This window comes from Paenibacillus sp. GM2, from assembly GCF_900069005.2.
Classification (GTDB): domain Bacteria; phylum Bacillota; class Bacilli; order Paenibacillales; family Paenibacillaceae; genus Fontibacillus.
Genome location: NZ_LN831279.1, coordinates 3247509 through 3266238, shown reverse-complemented (window position 1 = coordinate 3266238; position 18730 = coordinate 3247509). Strand labels below are relative to the sequence as shown.

17 protein-coding genes are annotated in these 18730 nt (G+C 43.7%); 15 read left to right on the top strand and 2 right to left on the bottom strand.

Annotated features, from left to right (window positions below; all coding sequences use genetic code 11):
- Positions 1 to 120 precede the first annotated feature (120 nt).
- The 6 genes from BN1360_RS24420 (at position 121) to BN1360_RS24395 (ending at position 7313) form a co-directional block, all read left to right on the top strand.
- Positions 121 to 609: an ABC transporter permease gene (locus BN1360_RS24420; RefSeq protein WP_068782421.1), complete on the top strand. Its 489-nt coding sequence runs from the start codon at positions 121 to 123 to the stop codon at positions 607 to 609.
- 66 nt (positions 610 to 675) lie between these two features.
- Positions 676 to 1065, top strand: a complete 390-nt coding sequence (locus BN1360_RS24415) for a hypothetical protein (RefSeq protein ID WP_068782420.1) — start codon at positions 676 to 678, stop codon at positions 1063 to 1065.
- A 15-nt stretch (positions 1066 to 1080) separates the two neighbouring features.
- Positions 1081 to 1674 carry a hypothetical protein gene (locus BN1360_RS24410; protein ID WP_068782419.1) on the top strand — a complete coding sequence of 198 codons (594 nt, stop codon included), beginning with the start codon at positions 1081 to 1083 and terminating at the stop codon, positions 1672 to 1674.
- Complete coding sequence (locus tag BN1360_RS24405) at positions 1661 to 2641, top strand: F0F1-type ATP synthase (protein ID WP_068782418.1); 981 nt, start codon at positions 1661 to 1663, stop codon at positions 2639 to 2641. The genes BN1360_RS24410 and BN1360_RS24405 overlap by 14 nt, the downstream gene beginning before the upstream one ends.
- A gap of 63 nt (positions 2642 to 2704) precedes the next feature.
- Positions 2705 to 3955, top strand: a complete 1251-nt coding sequence (locus BN1360_RS24400) for an S-layer homology domain-containing protein (RefSeq protein WP_068782417.1) — start codon at positions 2705 to 2707, stop codon at positions 3953 to 3955.
- 16 nt (positions 3956 to 3971) lie between these two features.
- Positions 3972 to 7313, top strand: coding sequence for a DUF5704 domain-containing protein (locus tag BN1360_RS24395; RefSeq protein ID WP_068782416.1), 3342 nt, complete (start codon positions 3972 to 3974; stop codon positions 7311 to 7313).
- Positions 7314 to 7392: 79 nt separating this feature from the next.
- Here the strand turns inward: BN1360_RS24395 and BN1360_RS24390 are convergent, their stop codons facing one another.
- Together BN1360_RS24390 and BN1360_RS24385 are read right to left on the bottom strand one after the other, a co-directional pair.
- Positions 7393 to 7668, bottom strand: a complete 276-nt coding sequence (locus BN1360_RS24390) for a hypothetical protein (RefSeq protein ID WP_068782415.1) — start codon at positions 7666 to 7668, stop codon at positions 7393 to 7395.
- Between the two features lie 12 nt (positions 7669 to 7680).
- Positions 7681 to 9042 (bottom strand): lipase family protein, encoded by a 1362-nt coding sequence (locus tag BN1360_RS24385; protein ID WP_068782414.1) that lies wholly within the window; start codon positions 9040 to 9042, stop codon positions 7681 to 7683.
- A 225-nt stretch (positions 9043 to 9267) separates the two neighbouring features.
- Between BN1360_RS24385 and BN1360_RS24380 the strand changes: the two genes are divergently transcribed.
- The 9 genes from BN1360_RS24380 (at position 9268) to BN1360_RS24340 (ending at position 18719) form a co-directional block, all read left to right on the top strand.
- Entirely contained in the window at positions 9268 to 9573 is a 306-nt protein-coding gene (locus BN1360_RS24380; protein WP_068782413.1) for a hypothetical protein, read from the top strand.
- 617 nt (positions 9574 to 10190) lie between these two features.
- Positions 10191 to 14288: a type VII secretion protein EssC gene (essC, locus tag BN1360_RS24375; RefSeq protein ID WP_195714306.1), complete on the top strand. Its 4098-nt coding sequence runs from the start codon at positions 10191 to 10193 to the stop codon at positions 14286 to 14288.
- A gap of 93 nt (positions 14289 to 14381) precedes the next feature.
- The gene (locus BN1360_RS24370) at positions 14382 to 14654 is read left to right on the top strand and encodes a WXG100 family type VII secretion target (RefSeq protein WP_068782411.1); all 273 of its coding nucleotides are present in this window, start codon (positions 14382 to 14384) and stop codon (positions 14652 to 14654) included.
- 86 nt (positions 14655 to 14740) lie between these two features.
- Entirely contained in the window at positions 14741 to 15496 is a 756-nt protein-coding gene (locus BN1360_RS24365) for a vWA domain-containing protein (protein WP_068782410.1), read from the top strand.
- Between the two features lie 20 nt (positions 15497 to 15516).
- Entirely contained in the window at positions 15517 to 15810 is a 294-nt protein-coding gene (locus BN1360_RS24360) for an EsaB/YukD family protein (RefSeq protein WP_068782409.1), read from the top strand.
- 54 nt (positions 15811 to 15864) lie between these two features.
- Positions 15865 to 17271 (top strand): hypothetical protein, encoded by a 1407-nt coding sequence (locus BN1360_RS24355; RefSeq protein WP_148466640.1) that lies wholly within the window; start codon positions 15865 to 15867, stop codon positions 17269 to 17271.
- A gap of 15 nt (positions 17272 to 17286) precedes the next feature.
- Positions 17287 to 18081 carry a hypothetical protein gene (locus BN1360_RS24350; RefSeq protein WP_068782407.1) on the top strand — a complete coding sequence of 265 codons (795 nt, stop codon included), beginning with the start codon at positions 17287 to 17289 and terminating at the stop codon, positions 18079 to 18081.
- A 3-nt stretch (positions 18082 to 18084) separates the two neighbouring features.
- Positions 18085 to 18363, top strand: a complete 279-nt coding sequence (locus BN1360_RS24345) for a WXG100 family type VII secretion target (protein WP_068782563.1) — start codon at positions 18085 to 18087, stop codon at positions 18361 to 18363.
- Between the two features lie 17 nt (positions 18364 to 18380).
- Positions 18381 to 18719: a WXG100 family type VII secretion target gene (locus BN1360_RS24340; RefSeq protein ID WP_068782406.1), complete on the top strand. Its 339-nt coding sequence runs from the start codon at positions 18381 to 18383 to the stop codon at positions 18717 to 18719.
- The last annotated feature ends 11 nt before the right edge of the window (positions 18720 to 18730 follow it).

Genomic DNA, 18730 nt, shown 5'->3' with positions numbered 1-18730 from the left:
ACGTACGCTGCGCTCCTCGGACCCTAGCTTCATCCAACCTTCTCGGTGCTGAAAACCGAACTTTTTGAACACACAATTATAAATTCAATAATAAAAGATGATTAAGGGAGATGAATGTACATGGAAGAAAATACTGGCGTAGGTATACGAGTAGCGGCAGGGATATTCCTGACTATTATGTTGATCACGATTGTAGTTATCATCACGATTTCTTCTCAGGATGCGGCTAAGCAAGGACAAATGAAGATGGCCTCGATTACAACGCAATTATCGGATACAGAGTTTAATACGTATAACAATACAACGTTGTCTGGTAGTCAGGTGCTGAATGCGATTCGGCAATATATGAATTTGGAGCAATTTGGGATATATGTGAAAACGGGCAAACAAGATGCAGACAAAGGTGTATATTACGGTAATATACTTAATTTAGATGGCTCATTAGTAACTGATGTTTCAAAAGAGAAAAATCCTTCAGGGAGACTAGAGTTAGCTGAAGATCAAAAATACCCTGAATATATCAATCCAAGCGGGCAATTTAAATCAAGCATTGTTAGAGATAAAAATAACATGATACGCGGAGTCGTATTTACTCAAATTACTCCGTAACGAATAAATGAACCTATAGAGAACCGATCTTTTCTATGAAAATCTTAAAAAAGGATCTTAACCAAAATGAGCGACAACCTGGAAAGAACTTTATTTATCGTGGCCGAGCTGTTCTTGTTTATTGTGGCCTGTACTTTCACAGTAGGTGGGATGCAGGGGCAAGAGAAGGCGATTGATACGTTTCGCCATGCGGCGGAGCAGGAGGAACGCCGGCTGTTCACTAGTCTTGAGGTGAACGGCCGGGAGACCTATACCGGGGCTGAAGTGCTGCAGAGTATATACCAAATACATGTTCTAGGTGCGAATATACGGGTAGTTGACAGTCAAACCCTTTTCTTCCCAAAGGATCTTGATTTGGAGAAGTTGGATATTTCCGGTATTAATCTGCACCGAACCTATGATGTTACCTATTTTCGCGACAGCAATGGAACCATAGAAACCATAGAGTTCACATAGATTGAAGGTGGGGAAATGGAGAACTCGTTATCAAAAATTGTAGCCATACTGCTTGCGGTAGCACTCCTGTTCGGCTACCCATTATATCAGCAGGCCCAGCGTCATGATGAGCTGTCACAGCTCGTGGTCCATACTGCCGTCACTGAGTTTGTAGATGCCGTTCGTACGAAGGGTTATATTACTCCTGCCATGTATCTGGATTTTAACCGTAAGCTGGGAGCTACCGGCAATCAGTATGATATTCAGATGGAGCATTTACATAAACGTTATAACCCTAGTTATTCTGAACCAGCTGATCCAAGTTCCTTTCAGAATGATTTTGATGTTTATTTTAATGGTCATTATACGGGCGAAATTATGGCCACGCTATTCCCCGATAATACGGAGCCTCTAAACAGCAAGCAGCGGAGATACCCCAAACCGGATGCTGATCTTAACGGAAGCGGGGCTGATCCAATGACTGTGGGCGATTTTTTCACAGTAAAAGTGAAGAATGTGAATCGAACTATGGCTACGGTTCTATTTGACTTTTTTACGAGTGGGAATACCGGAAGCAATACGAAGATATATATCCCGTATGGGGGCATGATCATCAATGAAGATTATTAATTGGGCGATTCTCTTCGTATGTATCTTTCTTCCCTTCTTTCTGGTGATGGATGTCCATACGGCTGATCTAAAAACAGTGGCCGCACTTAATCAGCAATATACGAAGGCGCTTCGCACGGCCGCACAGGATGCCGGGGTTATTCTGAATTTAAATGAGCTACAGGAATATGAGGCGGAATATCAGTCGGATAAATATTTTAAGGTTAACAAGGAATTGGCGATCGATACGTTCTTTCAGACCTTATATTTGAATTTTGGTGTGAATAACGATCCTATTGGTCAAGGGGCCTTAGCTGCCTATATCCCTGCCGTTGTCGTTATGGACTATGATGGCTATTACTTGTACGTTATGACGGAATATACGGATGCTTTCGGGGAGAAGAATTACAAGCATATGTGGCGCCCAAAGAAGCCTTATGCGTTCGCAGACGATGCGGGCAACAGCTTCAACTTTACCTTGGACGAATATGTTCATGTGTATGATGCAGCAAGCAAGACATGGGTTAATGGACTCAGACAGGATGTAATGAAGAAGACGAATGCATCGTTGCTTAAGGATACAGCCAGCTTTGATGCGAAGAGACGAAGTACTATCGTAAAAAGAATCCAGGAGGATCTTGCTTATTTCATTAATCAGCATAATGAGTTCTCAACCCGAAATGGGATTCATTATACGTTCAAGCTTCCTAGTATTCCGCAAGAGGAATGGGTCAATTCGATCAATGATATTGGCATGCTTGCTTTTATTCAAGGGATTCCTGTAGGTGACCAATTCTATAATAACTACGCCTTCGGTGGCGGAAGACTTGTTAAGAAGACGGTAATTAATGGGGGAGTAGATGAGAGGACAGGCATGAAATATTACTACCAGAGCGGTTGCAATTATCCTTACCGGGTTGAGGAAACTTTTGATAGTGTGAGGGATGCGGCGGCGGCAGGATATTATCCTAGAGAATGTGTAAGGTGAAGGCTAGGGCTGAGTAGGCCCTGGATTTGAGGAATAGAGTACATCAGAAGGTGAGGGTTTAGGGTGAACAAATGGGTATCAAAAGGTATAGGCGGAGCAGTGTTGTTATCGTTGTTGTTGGGTACAGTTGCAGCTTCAGCGGACGATCGAGAATCCGTGGAGACGAATGAGGTTACCGTAGAGTCTGGACAAACTTTGCCTTCGAGCGGAAGTGTTCAGTTCAGTGATGTTGGGGCAGATCACTGGGCGAAGGCAGCAATCCAGATGGCAGTTAGCAAGGGCTATGTCAGCGGGTATCCGGGAGGAAAATTCAAACCGGAGCAGGCGATCACTCGTGGTGAATTTATAAAGATGGTTGTGACAGCGCTTGGACTGCCAACGGAAGCTGTAGAAGGTGTATGGTATGAGCCGTATGTGAAGGTTGCGCAGAACCAATCGCTTTATGCAGCGGTGGATTTTGCAAATAACGAGGAGCAGTGGAACAAGGATATTACGCGTCAAGAGATGGCGCGGATTGCTGTGCGGGCTATTGGACAAGCGACTAGCGAAAATGATAAGTGGATGTATTTAGCAACGAAGTCCGGACTGATCACCGGGCTTGGAAAAGGAGTTCTCGGGGAGGACAAGACAACAACACGAGCACAATCAGTCACGATTATTGAGCGGATCTTAAAGGTAAATGCTGGTGAGACTTTGCCGGTTGATAAATACGCAGTGTCTAATGCCGAGCTTGTATGGCATGGGACGAATATATTTACGGTTATGCCAGAGATTTTGGTTTCAGATGAAAGTGAGCTTAAGGGAAGGTCCGTGGAAGAGCTGTGGAATGAGGAAATGATGACCATTACCTCTAAGGACGGGAAATATAAAGCTCAATTAGAAGCGCTCATTGCCATCGATATGGAGGATCCGAACGATCCGAACTGGAAGCTACTCCCTCCGGTAGGGGAGTTGAAGTGGTTCAATGGTGATTTTGAAGATACGAGTTTAAAAATCTCGAAATGGCCCCAAAGTTATCTATTGGTAATGAAAAGTAGAGTGATATATAACAACGACACGAAGAAATATAATAATAGTGTCAATTTCTCAGTTTCAGGTTATGGTTCTCCCGATGAAAAAAAATTTTATTCAGGAGAGCTGAATTCTTCTGCATATGTTTATCATCATAAGTTATTTGACATTCCAGTAAGAATTATTCCGAAGAGAGGTTGGTTACTTGATAAAGTACATGGCATTACTTTTTCACTTCAGACACCATCTAGCTCAGCATATATGAATCAAAATATAATGACGATCTACCCTCCTGAAAATTGATATATGGGAGAATAGGGTGAATAGATTTAAAAGGTTAACCGCAGCTGTGGTAACCAGCTCGTTGTTATTAACAACCTTCTTATCAATAAATCACTTCAAGGTATTTGCATCTGTGGAGCAGGAATTACCTGAACAGGAGGTTACCTACAATATTGAGAAAACTTTGTCCGGGAATAACTCTATTTATGCAAAAAAATCAAAGCTTAAAACCAAACCTCTTAATGTTGATGTTGGTGTAGGGAATGTGATTACAAAAATAGAGTTTATTATGGGCACCGAAATTGTGAAGACGATAAATCCAAATACTCAGAAATACTCAGGGACGGTAGAGTTCATAGGGAAACCAATTGAAGTTATATCAAAAGATAATGAAGGAACCGGAGGATGGGTAGCCTGGCAGCGGAGCAGTTCTGAATCTCGTTGGACAGTTGGGGCTTCGGAAATTGGCTGGGTCGTAATGGATCGTTTACCTGATAGTCAGATCGAAAAGGAGACAGTTGGTGGTATTAGAAGAGATAAGTACCCAGGTTATCAAGTTGTGCTTGAAATCCCGCGTGTTAGGCATAATGCATTTTATAATTTGCAAAGAACGCAGTTTCCAACTTATGTGATCGTTGATGATAAATCCCGATTATTGCAATGGAACCTTCCAGGCAAAGAGAATATTACGAAAATTATAGATAAAGAAGTAGAGATAAATGGATCAAATCCTGTTGTAAAAGGACTAACAGATAGATCAACTGTTATCATTGGCAAAGACATAGATAATCTAGATGGAATCAAGGTAAGAATCGGTCAAACTTATGATCATGTTGGTACAAAAGTAAACTTACCAGCAACCGGGGCAGCTATGATGTACTATTTCTTCCATATGAAGTTTGACCTGCGTTCCTATACCTACCAATATCCCGGAAAGATGAAAGTTTACTATACGGAGGGGGAAGACGGCCCTGGCGATCCTAGCGGTGAGTGTACGGAACCTGCCCCTGGTCAAAAGATGTATGGAGAAGATATGGATCCGGAGGCGAATGGAGTTATCAAGGCAGATATGCGAGGAAATGAACCCTTTGATGTATTAAAGGGTATACCCACCTCGGAGAGCTTGTATGGGAATGTGTGGGCCAAATCATATCTTCATCAATATGAGTATCAGGAAATGATTGGACAGTGTCGCTATCAAGTGAATGTGACGATTCCTCCTCCACCTCCTGATCCGAATGCTCCGGATACTGAAGCTGGGACCGGAGAAGCAGGGGAAGAGCCTGAAGGCTCTACAGAACAGGTGGAGGTCGTAAGGGAATATTCTTTTTGGACGATCCAAGACGTGCAGGTGTACCGGATTAAAGTAGCAGAGCTGATTAATTATGCATTTAGCAATGGCTCGATTCAGATTCTTCCTTCAGAATATAACCCGCCTTATTATGCAACGGCACAGACTAGCAGTTATATCCCCCCGCCTGTACCTGATAATGTTGAAGCGATGGAAGGACAAGATCCCCAGTCTGCAGCTGAGGCCGCGGTTGGAGAAGTAATTGTAAGCAATGACACGTTTACGTTTAACGGGCGAACCCTCATGGATGGATCGGTAACGGAGGGGAGTGGTAGGACGCCAGAAGAAATCCCGAATGCTTCGATGATCGGAGACAATGTTCTGTACAGTCGTGGGAACATGATTCCAATCAGCAAGACGAATAAGGCCAGTCAGCCAAGCACTGGAAAGATTTATTATAGTTCCGTGGGCGGCAACGGAGAGAAGGATTATGAGATTAATGGATTGAACTCTGTTACAGTCCATACCCCGGTCGTCAACTACTCGTCAGTATCAGATGATGCAGCACATAACCAGAAGACGAAGCCGAATGAGAGGCGGTCGGCCCTTATTTTGGAGCGGCCGTTCATAGTGAAAATTCCGACCTCGGGCCAGCATTTAAATGAGAGCAATTACCCCGGATACGGGAATCGGGATTATGCCAAGTATTTCAGATCGAAGCAGGTCAAGTTCGAGTTCGATGTCTATATGGGAGAGAGCAGCGGCTTCCAGACCTTTGTCCCCAAGGGAACATGGATCGAGGTTCCTGTGAATCAGGAGGAAGCAACCTTCTTCCTACCAGTCTGGGTCGATGAAGGAGATTATCAGGTGTATTTCCGAAATATTGCGGAGAATGCTCCAGGTGGCAATCCTGATGATATTCCGGCCCAGAATGATGCCAACCTGGATCTGGTGAATCACATGGCCCTGGACCAAGTATCCGTAGAGGTGATCGGCCGGCTGTATGATTTCCATATTACTGACATCGCCGATTACAACTGGGAGAATGTATTCCGTCAAGGCAAGGGAGCAGCAGAACCAACAGGAGTGTCCTACTGGGTAGGGATGGGGAATATTGATGGAGACCCGAGAGGGAATCTATCCCCGTACAGCGTACTCATTCGCCCAGGAAGTCACCCGTTTCAAGGCTATAAGAACGTATCGATCAAGACTGGCTACCATTTCAAGTTTGATCTGAAGACCAAGGGTAATATGTTCGAGAAGCTGGATGGAATCCGCATCACACCGACCTTTTACTTTGTGAGTCATGACGGGGAGGTACGAGAGCAGGTGGATTTATACTACAGCACGAACAGTCAGCCATTTGTCAAAATCGGCTCGAAGGATGATAAGGTCAGCCGTTATGTAATCTTGAATGAGCGCTTGCGGAATGTTCCAGTAACGAGTTTGCAGGATACGGCAAAGTATAAATATTATCTGTATGAACCCGCATGGTTACGCGGTCAGAAAAGTCTGGAGCAGTACGTAAGTGAATACGTCGATAAAGTCACATTACAGAAGACGCCGGTGGGGAGCTATGATTTGCTGTTACTGTCGGAGCAGCTGCGGACGATGATTGGACCGAAGAAGGAATATCAGGGAGTAGCGATGCCGCAGGTGGTGGATGCGCAGCGGGCGAACGCCTCGATTCAGCAGTGGTATGGAGAATATAGTCTGCCGGCTGCTCCGTATATTGTGAAGGCCGGGGAATCACTGCAGGAATATCACCGGAAGAATGGGAAGCTGGATAATAAATCGCAGATATTCCTGCAGAACCGTTATAAGAATGGGTACATTCTGGTGAACTTTGATATCGAGAGTATCCGGGACGGCAAGCTGGACGAGCCGCATCTGCAGTATATTCACGCTCCGGAGATGAACAAAGTGATCGGGGGCGTGAAGCGTCAGAATCAGTGGGAGATGGAAGGTTTCCAGTCCAAGGTTCAGGATGCCTACGGCAATACGTTTGAACTGGAGAATGGGGACGTGGTTCTGTACCACGCCAACAAATCGAGCCGGGACGATTTTCAATCCCGAGTGACGCATTGATGGAAGAATGACTCGAAGATCAGGCAAGCGGGAGTACTCCGGCTTGCCTTTTGTGGTTATGGAGAGGAAGAAGGAGTGCTTAATACCTGAACATTTCGTCTACCTGTTTCATTCGATCAATATATTTGACGAGTTCATCTCTACGCCCTTCAAAACGATCATTCCATTTAGACAAATCATTAAAGAAGATATTCATACGTTTACGCATTTCTTCGCCGGCCACACCTTTCCAGCCGAATAATCTACCATACACTGTTTTTAAGTAAGCTTCGTCTTGATTGAGCTTATGTATAACTTGGTCTAATTGATTCTTCGCTTGTCGTAGATCATCTATTTCAACTAGGATTTTTGACACGTCTTAACCTCCTTAAGGGGCTACGCCTTGGTCGGCTCTAATAAAGTCGTCTGCTTTTTTATTGATAAATACGGCTATATCGTTAGCTGTGGAAGAATACCAGCGAATGAACTGGTTTAGTTCATCTATAGTTCCCTGCACAATAGGCTGTAAAGAACGACTTTGGCTCGTTTCAAGGAGATTTTGAATTGAACGAAGGGTAGTAGGCAGTGATTGTTGAAATTCCTGAACATGCTGCTTAATCTTCTGGCTGGATTCCTTCAGCTCCTCCGGTTGTAATTGGATAGTTGATCCGCCGATCAAGGCCATCATTGGGAAGAACTTCTCGACAATAGAATGCATTATATCCAAACCACGATTCTTTAAATTCTCCCAAGCTGCCATTGCTTCTGTATAGTTGCTCCACCGTGGCGAGCCTTGTACTTGTTCCCTAGTATTACGATCAAATAACATATTGTTGATGTTCCCATTTTCATCGAAAGTATAGTTTTCAAGTGAGTGATAGGCTGGGTGATTACTACTTTCACTAAATGAATCAATTACTCTGGCGATTTGACCTGGTCCCCAGCTTCCGGGAAGGTCTCCAACTTTAAACATTGGGCCGCCATTGAGACTTAAGTTTATAGGGACATCCATATTGTCATACTTGGCATTTGCCGTGTCGAAATTCGATCCTAAATAGTAAGTAGATCCAACATGTCGGCCATACTCTGATAATGGACCAGCTCCGACAGAGTCGCTTGGATGTACATAATTAACAATTTGTTTGTCAAATTCTCCGTTGTTTATTTTCTTAAGCAAATCATCAGATAACAAGTTAGTTACACTTGGGGCACTGAAGGTAACTCCAGATATACCATTACGAGCAGCAACGAATTGAGTCAGTGCTCCACCTAAGGAATGTCCTGTTGCCGTGATTTGAGCATCGGGATACTGCTTCTTCACAGCAATATACAGTTCCTCTGCCTGATGAAATTGGTTATTCTCATATTGCTGATAATTGCTCAGAAATCCTAATGGAGACTCGAGAAGTAAAGTCTTTATCGGCGAGTTTACTTTCTCTTCGAGTTTCTTATAACGCCCGAAGACAACATCTGCCGCATCTGCATCGATATCCATAATTCGATTCAGAGTTTGATTGAAGTCACCAAATTCAGGCTCGGTACCTCTATAACCGATAACTACTTGGTTTGTGCTTTTATTGTAAAATACAGCTGCATCAAATCCTGATATTTTGCTATGTAATTGGGCTCCTTCAGGTTCGACTACTTTCCAATTTGGGTCGCTTATGTTTTTTAATAGTTCTCCGGGCTTAGGTGGGTCATAAGCTGCTTTAGACATTTTTTGATATATTTCATCAGAAATATATGTCATACTTCTTACCCTCCTTTGTGGTTGAAATATAATTGTTGTTTTATATGTATATAATATAATATATAATTAAATAGTAAATAAAAAGAAAAAATTCAATTATTTTATTTCGATTTAAACAGTCTCAAGAATGGGGGAAATTAGAAAAAAGGAGGGTTGCTTTTGAAAAGGAAATTAATCATTTTCTTTTGTATATTGATAATTAGTTGTATTTTTGGAGGGTGTAATATGAATAGTTCTAAAAAGGAAGGAATTATAGAAAAGGCAAATCAAATAGGCATTGATTATTTTCAAAAGAACTATAACATTGATGTGGTCTTCACAGAATTTAAGGTGATGCCTGAATATATTAGTAGCAGTGTTAGTATGCATGGCCATGTTCAAGGAGCCGAAGATGAGACGATATATTTGATGATAAATTATCGGACGTATGAAGTAGAAATAGGGAGTGTTTTTGAAGGTTTTGATGAGAAATATCCAAAGAACGAAAATATAGATCCTGATTTAATTCAAAAAGAAGAAACAAAAGATTAAATACATATTTCCTAACAATGATTTTGCGTCCTGCTTCGGCAGGATGTCTTTGTAGAGTGAGAAAAAAGAATAAGGACAATCCCGGAAGTACATAGACAGAATTTGTATTTTTTGAAAGGGAAATTAATGATCTTCTTCTTGATCTTATCTGTAATATTAGTTGGTTGTGGCACCTCTAAAGCCAAAGAGAAAGAAATCATAGAAAAAGCAAATCAAACAGGAATTGAATATTTTAAAAAGAACTATAATTATTGATGTAGTTTTCACAGAGTTCAATGTAAGGCCTGAATATATATAGAGTAGGGTAGAGGATAAGGAACAGGAATTTCTCTTGCTAGTGAATTATCGTACATATGAAGTAGGACCAGAACTCTATCAGAAGGCTTTTGGGAGAAATATCCAGAGAACGAAAATTTAGATTCCGATCCCCCCAAAGTTCTAAACGAAAAAGGCATAAGTAAGTACATATTTCCTAAGTATGAAAGCATCCTGCTTCTGGCAGAATGCTTTTTTTGTAGAAATTTCAGAATTAAACAAGAAAAAAAGTTAGTTTCAACATAAATCGACAATATTTTCAAATTGAACATGTTATAATTTTCCTAGTCTTTACATCCAAAGTGGGTAATTGGGATTGGTGGCGTCTATCCAATATGGTTCATCGGCACCATGAGATTAAGGAAAGTGAGTGGTTAAGTGTCATGTCATATTTCTATTACCGCAGGTCGCCGCGAATAATCAAGGAACAGGCAAAGCGGGAAATCGAGCTGCTCAAGCCACCGACAGTGCCGCAGGCACCAACTTTGAATTTGATATCTATTATTGTACCAATTATGGTCTCCGTTGGTGGGGCCACGGCGATGATGGCATTTTACAGCAGATCAGGCAACGGCAATTCGGCAATTATCCAAATGGTCACAATGTCGACGATGGTTGCATCGTATTTTGTTCCGGTACTAGTTCATATCCAGCAGAAGTCCAAGCATCGCGAAGCCCTGAAGCAGAGAGTGAAGAAATATGAGGCGCATTTGAACGAAAAGCGGGAGATTATGCAGGGTTGGAAAAATGAACTCGTCTTGAATTGGCATCAAACTCATTTGGAGCCCCAATTCTGTGCAACATTGGTTGCTGATCGGAGTCCAGCTATCTGGGAGAGAATTCCGCAGGATGAGGACTTCCTTAAAGTGCGTGCCGGAATTGGGACGGTTCCCAGCGGTTTTGAGATTAGGGCCCCTAAGCAAGAAGGCCTGGATAACGATCCGCTGATTCAGAAGGCAAATGAGCTGGCGGAAAGATTCTCGACGATTCAAAATGTTCCCGCCCTCATGGATCTGAACAAGTATCGGGTTGTTGGCCTGGTGGGGGAGGAAGAGGAATTAGTTACCTTCTGTCGGACGATAGCTACGCAGCTTGCAACGCATCATTCACCCGATGAGGTCAAGATCACTGCCTTTTTTAACGCGCTCCAGGCTGAGAAGTGGGATTGGGTTAGATGGCTTCCGCATGTATGGGATGATACCAGAACCCATAGGTATCTGTTCCAGGAGGGAGGATACCAGCCGCAAGTCCTTGAGAATTTATTTGCCTTGCTGCAGCGCAGGTTGTGGATGAAGCCAAATGAGAAGGCCTCTCCGTTCTTTATAAATTTCTTGCCGTATGTGGAAATGCTTGAGTATGAACCCATTCTGCCGCTATTTCTTAAGAGCTCGGAGGTCATATCTGCGAGTACAGTCATATTAGCTCCCAGTAGGGAACTGCTCCCTAAGGAGTGTGAGCTCGTTGTAGAACTGCGTGGTACGGAGGGAATTATGCGCTCTACTAACGTGACTAGCGGGAATGCTGAGGACACTAATTCCAAGCCGAAAGACAAGATCCCCTATGTACAGCCATTTATTCCTGATCATTTGGACTTGGTCCAAGTGGATCAGTTTGCGCGAGCTATAGCCCCGTATCGAATGAAGACAAGCTCGGCCGATGAGATTGTAAATGTATTGACCTTGTTTGATATGTTCCATGTTGACAAAGTCGATGAGTTGGAAGTCGTGGGGAGTTGGGGGGAGAACCGATACCCTAACACGCTGCCGTTTCCAGTGGGGGTCAGGGGAGGACTTAAGCCGGTACTCCTTAATCTGCATGATAAGATCGAGCGCAAAGGACATGGGCCGCACGGTCTTATGGCTGGGACAACAGGCTCTGGTAAGAGTGAGGTCATTCAGTCAATGATCGCTTCCATGGCGGTGCATTATCACCCTCACGATCTAGCATTTATGCTGATTGACTATAAGGGCGGAGGGATGTCAAATACTTTCCAAGGTCTTCCGCATGTTATCGCCACGATAACTAACCTGGAAGAAGAAGGCCTAATTGAGCGTTCCCAGGTTTCCTTAAAGGCAGAATTAAGACGGAGACAAAAATTATTCGTTGCTGCGGGTAATGTTCAGCATATTGATGAGTACTATAAGACGGAATGGAGAGAAAGAGAACCGCTGCCTCACTTATTCATCGTTATTGATGAATTTGCACAGTTGAAGAAGGATCAGCCGGAATTCATGAGTGAACTGGTAAGTATTGCGGCGATTGGCCGAACGTTAGGCGTGCATTTATTGCTAGCCACCCAGAAGCCTGGCGGTGTTGTTGATGATAAGATTTGGAGCAACTCCAGGTATCGCATATGCCTTAGGGTTCAGGATGAGGCGGATAGTCGGGAGATGCTGAAGATTCCAGACGCGGCTTACATAACGAATCCTGGTCGAGGATTTTTGCAGGTCGGCAGTAACGAAGTGTTCGAATCTGTTCAATTTGCTTGGAGCGGCGCTCCATATCGTCCAGGCCAGACGGTCAAGCAGGAAGATTGGACCCTGTATGAGGTTGGACTGGATGGAAGACGCAGCAAACTTAAGGATCCATTGGCAGAAGTCGTTCAGGAACACAAAGAGGATAAGGGTCTCGAAAAGAAACAGCTTGATGTATTAATCCAATATATCTCTGAACAAGCGGAGAATAATAATATTCCTCGTCTTCCAGGTCCTTGGCTCCCTCCATTGCCATTTGACATTGCTCTGGAACAACTGCCGGAGGAACCTGAGGAGAAGAATAAACCGTTAAATCCAAAGATTGGACTCATCGATGATGTGGCTAACCAGACCCAGTATCCGCTGCATATTGACATTGAATCAGGCCATTGGATTGTTTACGGTATGCCTGGGACAGGCAAGACTACTTTCGTTCAATCTTTGATATATTCTACTGCCTTATCAGCTAAACCGGATGAAATTCATATTTATGCACTTGATTTTGGGCGAATGCTTAGGGATTACAAGCTTCTTCCTCATGTTGGAGACGTGATTCAGGATGATCAGGAGGAGAAAGTGGTCAGACTGATCGGTTACCTCGAGGAAGAAGTACGCAACCGCAAAAACTTATTCGCAGATGCTGGCGTTAAATCAAGATTGGCTTATTGCGAAGAAACAGGTGAGAAACTGCCGGCTATTCTGTTCATAATTGACGGTTACTTGAGCTTCAAAGGTCAATTCGAGGCACTCCAGGAACGGACTGAAGCCATAATGCGTGAAGGGGCAAGCCTGGGAATTTATTTCATGCTGACGGTAAACCGAGTATCTGATGTTACAGACAAAGTAAGGAGTAATTATCCTAATGCCGTTGCTTATTTGTTATCTGATTCCGGTGACTATCATTACACAGTAGGACGCTTAGGTAAAAATCCGGGACAATTGCCTGAAGGGCGGGGATTTGTAAAAGGTTCCGTTCCCCCTTATGAATTCCAAACGGCACTTGCCATACAAGCTTCAAGCGAATCTGCACGTACGCGGGCTTTACGGGATATATTCACTTCAATGGATCAAGGCTGGAATGGCTTAAGGCCATCTGAGATCAGAACGTTGCCGGAGGTTGTTCCGCTTCAGGAGGTTTGGGAGCAGAGTGAAAGGTTTACAGAACATAGCTTGCCAATCGGACTTCGTGTGGACAATCTTAAACCTTTTGCATGGAACCCTCAGGATGGCCCGTTCTTTATGGTAAGTGGACGTATGGAGTCAGGCAAGACCTCGATGATGGTATCGCTCGGTTTAATCTCGGCCCTGTATCAGTCACCTGAACAGATAGACATATACTTATGCGACTTCAGACGGCCAGCTCCGGGGTTAAGTGTATTAAAATCTCTTCCTCATACTCAAGGTTATAGCTCTGATGAGAGAAGCTTAGAGGAAATGCTGCAGAACATTAAAGATGAAGTAGAGCGGAGAACGATCGATTCCTCCAACAATCGTCAATTTAAGACAATCATGCTATTTATCGATGATGCTGACATTACCGCCAAGCGAATTTCCAGTAACTTTAATGTGACAGAGCATCTCGAGTACATTACTCGTTATGGACAAGAATGTGGAGTCAAGATCATTGTAGCAGGACAAGCAAGTGAATTTAATTCGAATTGGGATGCATGGCTGAAGGAAATCAAATCAACCCAACTCGGTTGGCTGCTTGGGACAACAGATTTATCAGATGTTCAGTTATTTAATATTAAGTTGCCGTACGAACAGAGCGGAAAGGTACTGCCTGCTGGGGAAGGTTTCTATATTAGAAGGAAATTTGAGAGAGTGAAGACTGTTCATGCCTTTGCCTATGGCTTGAGCCAACTCGAGGAACAAATTGAACAAGTTAATAAGAAGTGGGTAAATAGTCCTGTTTTGTCACAATAATGATTTTACTGTAAATAATTGTATTGAAGAGCAGATGTGAATTTAGTACTATTATATCATAAACCTATATTTTCTATTTGAGGAGGAAATTTCATGGCCCGTATTTTAATTACACCTGAGGAAATGGATCAGATTGCTAAACAGTTCTTGGATGGTGCTTCTCAAAGTGAGCAATTAACTAGTAAATTGAACTCCGCGATTTCATCGCTGCAGTCTCAATGGGATGGGGCAACTCAAAATAAATTCATTCAGAGATATGAGGTAGATAAGAAGAATATGCAGACATACATAGAGAACCTTAAGGCTATCTCCGAAGAATTAAAGACTATCGCTAATCGCTTTAGACAAGCCGATCAACAAGGTTAAAATCAGTAAGCTAAAGGCCAGGCCAGGTATAGATTATGGCCTGGCCTTTAATCTATTTCTATTAAGAACCATGAGGGGTAATCAACGTGAAATATCAGATTCAGGCCACGGGAAGCACGCCTGCCTTAATTATATATTTATTGGATATTAGCGGATCGATGACGTTGGAATTTGAAGGACGCCGTAGGATGGATGTGGTAAATGATGCCCTGAAAACGGCGATCAGACAGATCATCTACCGTTCGACAAAGGGTTCTAGTCTATCTCCACGTTACCGGATCAGCATATTGGCCTATAGTGACGAAGTCTATGATCTTCTGGATGGAGTGAAGTCGATTGATAGAATCGCCAATCTGGGAAATATGCCGGAGCTGTACCCCAAGAGATTTACGGATACTGCGAAGGCGTTCAAGCAGGCCGAGAAGCTGTTGCAGCATGAGCTTCTGGGCATGGAGCACTGTCCGGCTCCGATCATCTGTCATATGACTGATGGTGTATACACTGGAGAGGATCCTGAGCCTATTGCCAAGCGGATTATGGAAATGGCGGTACCCGATGGAAATGTTCTTATTGAGAATATTTTTCTAACGGATGAGGCCGTTTATAGCAAGGTGAAGGATGTTAGGTCCTGGAAGGGGCTAATGCCGGACTCTCCTACTGAAGACCCCTATTCGGCGAAGTTAATGAGGATGTCCTCTATTATTCCCGAAAGCTATCGGGAGATGATGATGGAATCCGCCTACTCCATTCGGCCGGGAGCTCTGATGATGCTGCCTGGAACAAGCGCGGACTTGGTATCTCTGGGTTTCCAAATGTCGGCCTCAACGCCTATAAGAGGTTAGAAGGGAGTTAGAAATAACAGATGGATAGAACATTAATTACGCTTATCATAGACTCTACCGGTAAGAAGATTGATTTGGAATTGCCGAACAATGCGCCGCTCGTTGATATCATTGAACCAATGCTGCGGGGGATTAACGAATGGATGGCCTTTGGCGGGGATTTTACCAGTTGCCGATGGTTTATTAACGGCGGTGGAACGGAATGGAAGGCAGTTCAGCCTACTATGAGCCTTCAAGATCTGGGGGTCATGGATGGTTATTACCTAAGAATTGAGAGGGTACAATCCTATTCGACGGTTTCCAATCATTCTTAATTATGGATAGATACTATGAGTGAATATTTTGAATTCAAAAGGGAGCTAATCAGCATGTTTCCACCTGAAGCAGGAAGTCAGTTCTGTATTCGTGAACAGATATATACGATCGCCGAGCATCCTTTGTTTCCAGGAACACCTTATGGCCAAGAAGGAAGGCAAGGCACAGTATACAAGCTGTTGCATTCTGATAATAGTCGCGCGGCTGCTCTGAAGATCTACCGTCCACTGTTTAGGAATCCTGCCGCCATCAATACCTTGTCGCAATTTCATGAATTATCGCAAGTAGAGGGATTAAGCGTCTGTGCCCGGGAGATTCTTAATCCGCAGCAGGATATGGAATTACTTCAGGAATACCCTGAGTTGTTATATAGCTCAATTATGCCCTGGATCGAGGGATTAACCTGGACGGATGTATTGCTGGGGAGAACCGGGCTGAGCGTTGAACAATGCCGGAGTCTGGCGCTGGCTCTAGCTAATACTCTTGCTGAAATGGAGCAAAAGGGAGCCGCACATATTGACCTATCGTCCAGTAATTTAATGTTATGCGATATTCCTGAGACTACGTCATGGGATGAACCGGCAAAGGTAGAGTTGATTGATGTGGAAGATATGTTCATGGAGGGATTCCTAGAACCTGATTATTTACCTGAGGGACTGAACGGTTATATGCCTGTCCATCACCATGAAGAATACCCGTGGGGGCTCCATTATAATCGCTTCTCTGGGGGAGTGCTTCTGGCTGAAATATTGGCATGGAGCAGTGCGGAGGTTCGCGGTATGTCCTGGGGGGAAAGCTTCTTCGATCCGCAGGAGATGCAGAAAGAATGCGAACGCTTCTCGTTGCTGCTGCGGGTGCTTGAGGAGAACTATGGTGTCGTCGTCTCAGGAATGTTCGCCAGAGTATGGAATGCTGAGCAACTAAATCTATGTCCATCGTTCGGTGAGTGGGCGATTGAGCTATCCTCGGTAAAAAGGAAAAGAGAGCCAGAAACGCCTAATTCTCAGTCTCAGGAAACGGATATCGTTAATAAAGCTATACAAGGGATAGGGCAAGAAGAACCCCTTGAAGATGGGGTTCCCAACGAGCCCGTCAATCCGCTTGCTATGCGGGATTTTCCTAGTAAAGAGATGGAAGCAGCCCTGTTAAAAGCGCGCAGCTTAGAAGGGCAAAATAAACTTCCTTCTGCTTTGTGGGAATATGGAAAGTTAGTAGAACAGTACGCGGATAATCCATCTATTTTGCGGGAAATTGAAATCGCCATGGCTGAGGTTCAGCAGGCAATTGACAATTCTTATGTCTCCGACAGCACTTCTACTTCACCTATTAAAAGCTTGCTGAAATCCGAAGAAGAGATTCCTAATGGATCCATTTATCGAAATGTATGGCTTATAACGCTCATTGTCTCGGTGATGCTTATCGTTTTAGCACTTGCATTCTATATTTTTAATCATTTTTAGGAGGAATGAGGCGGCATGGAACAGGAAAATTTTATTTTTCAGCTTACGAAGGGGCAATTCTTCTTTTTGACCCAGATGATGGAGATACATAATGTTGCCGGATTTGAAGATCCTTATCGGGGATTTCTCATAGAGGAGCTAGAGGAAGAGTATGAAGCCATTAAGAAGCAGCTTCTGGATTTAGGGTATTTGAAGATCGATTCAGCCTCTGATTCCAGCTTGATTATCGATGATGTGTTAGGCATTTGTATAGCAGCGTGTGGGGCAGAAGATGTCATTCATGCCAAGAAAGATATTCGCGGCGTAGAGCACTATGATGCCTTCTTATATTTCTTGCCGCAGATTGTAGTAGAACGAACTAGTGACGAGGAGAATGAGGTTATTCTATGTCCGGTGGCTAATGCAGAGTTGTCGATGAATGTGTTGCTTGGTTTTTTTCCACTTCAATTGCAGTCGGAGCGGGATTGTCGGGTGGACTTAATGGAGATGGATTGGAATCGATGGAATCAGTTGGATCAGGAGTTGCAAATTCATAAGCTGGTTAGTTCCGGATGTGATGATGAAGCGGCGCATTCTATTGTGAATACTTTTCATCATGGTCAGAAGGATGGTTCAGTTGTGTATTGGAGAAGAGTTGGATCGGCTTGGTATCAGGAAGCCTATCATTATGCTCACGACAACAATGAATTGTATCTTGTCACTGAACCGGATGATCAGGTACTTCGAATTGAGGCTTATCAGCCTCAGATATTCTTGGATTCGTTACTTAGATTTGCCGAGCAGTTCGATATCGTATTGGAAGGAGCATAGATGATGGCTAAGAAGATTAAAATTGAACCGGAACAAATTCATACGATTGGGGATCGCTTCTTACGCTGCAGTGAAGAGAATCTGAACATGGCCAAGGAACTGAAGTCATTAATTGATGGCTTGCAGGGAGATTGGGAGGGAAATTCGAGAGAGCGCTTCTACTCCTCTTATACGGATGCACATAAGCAGCTTGAGAGTGTCTCTGCAATGCTCAAGGATGTTGGAGACGAACTGAATGCAATAGCCAAGCGGTTTAGTCAGGCGGATTCAACTACTTATTAAAAGGGGGAAATGAACTTATGCCAATCCGTGCGGATGTGTATGAGTTGCAGAGCATCGCTAAGCAAGTACGTGCAGGAAGCGGTAAATTAACAAGCGAAGCCTCTCGATTAAATCAGGGAGTGTCATCGATAGTCTGGAAAGGCAATGCTTATCAGTGGTTTATTCAAGGTTTTCGATCAACGAATAGCAAGATGGGTCGCACAGCGGATAAGATGAATGCCTTTGCAGACACATTGGAACGAATTGCTGAAGCATTCCGCCAAGCTGACCTTGCAGAGGATCGAAGAAGAGAGCAGGAAGAGCTAGCCCGACGTCAGCAAGAGGCGTATGCCCGAGCAGCCAGTAAGAATCGCTAAGGGGGAATTGG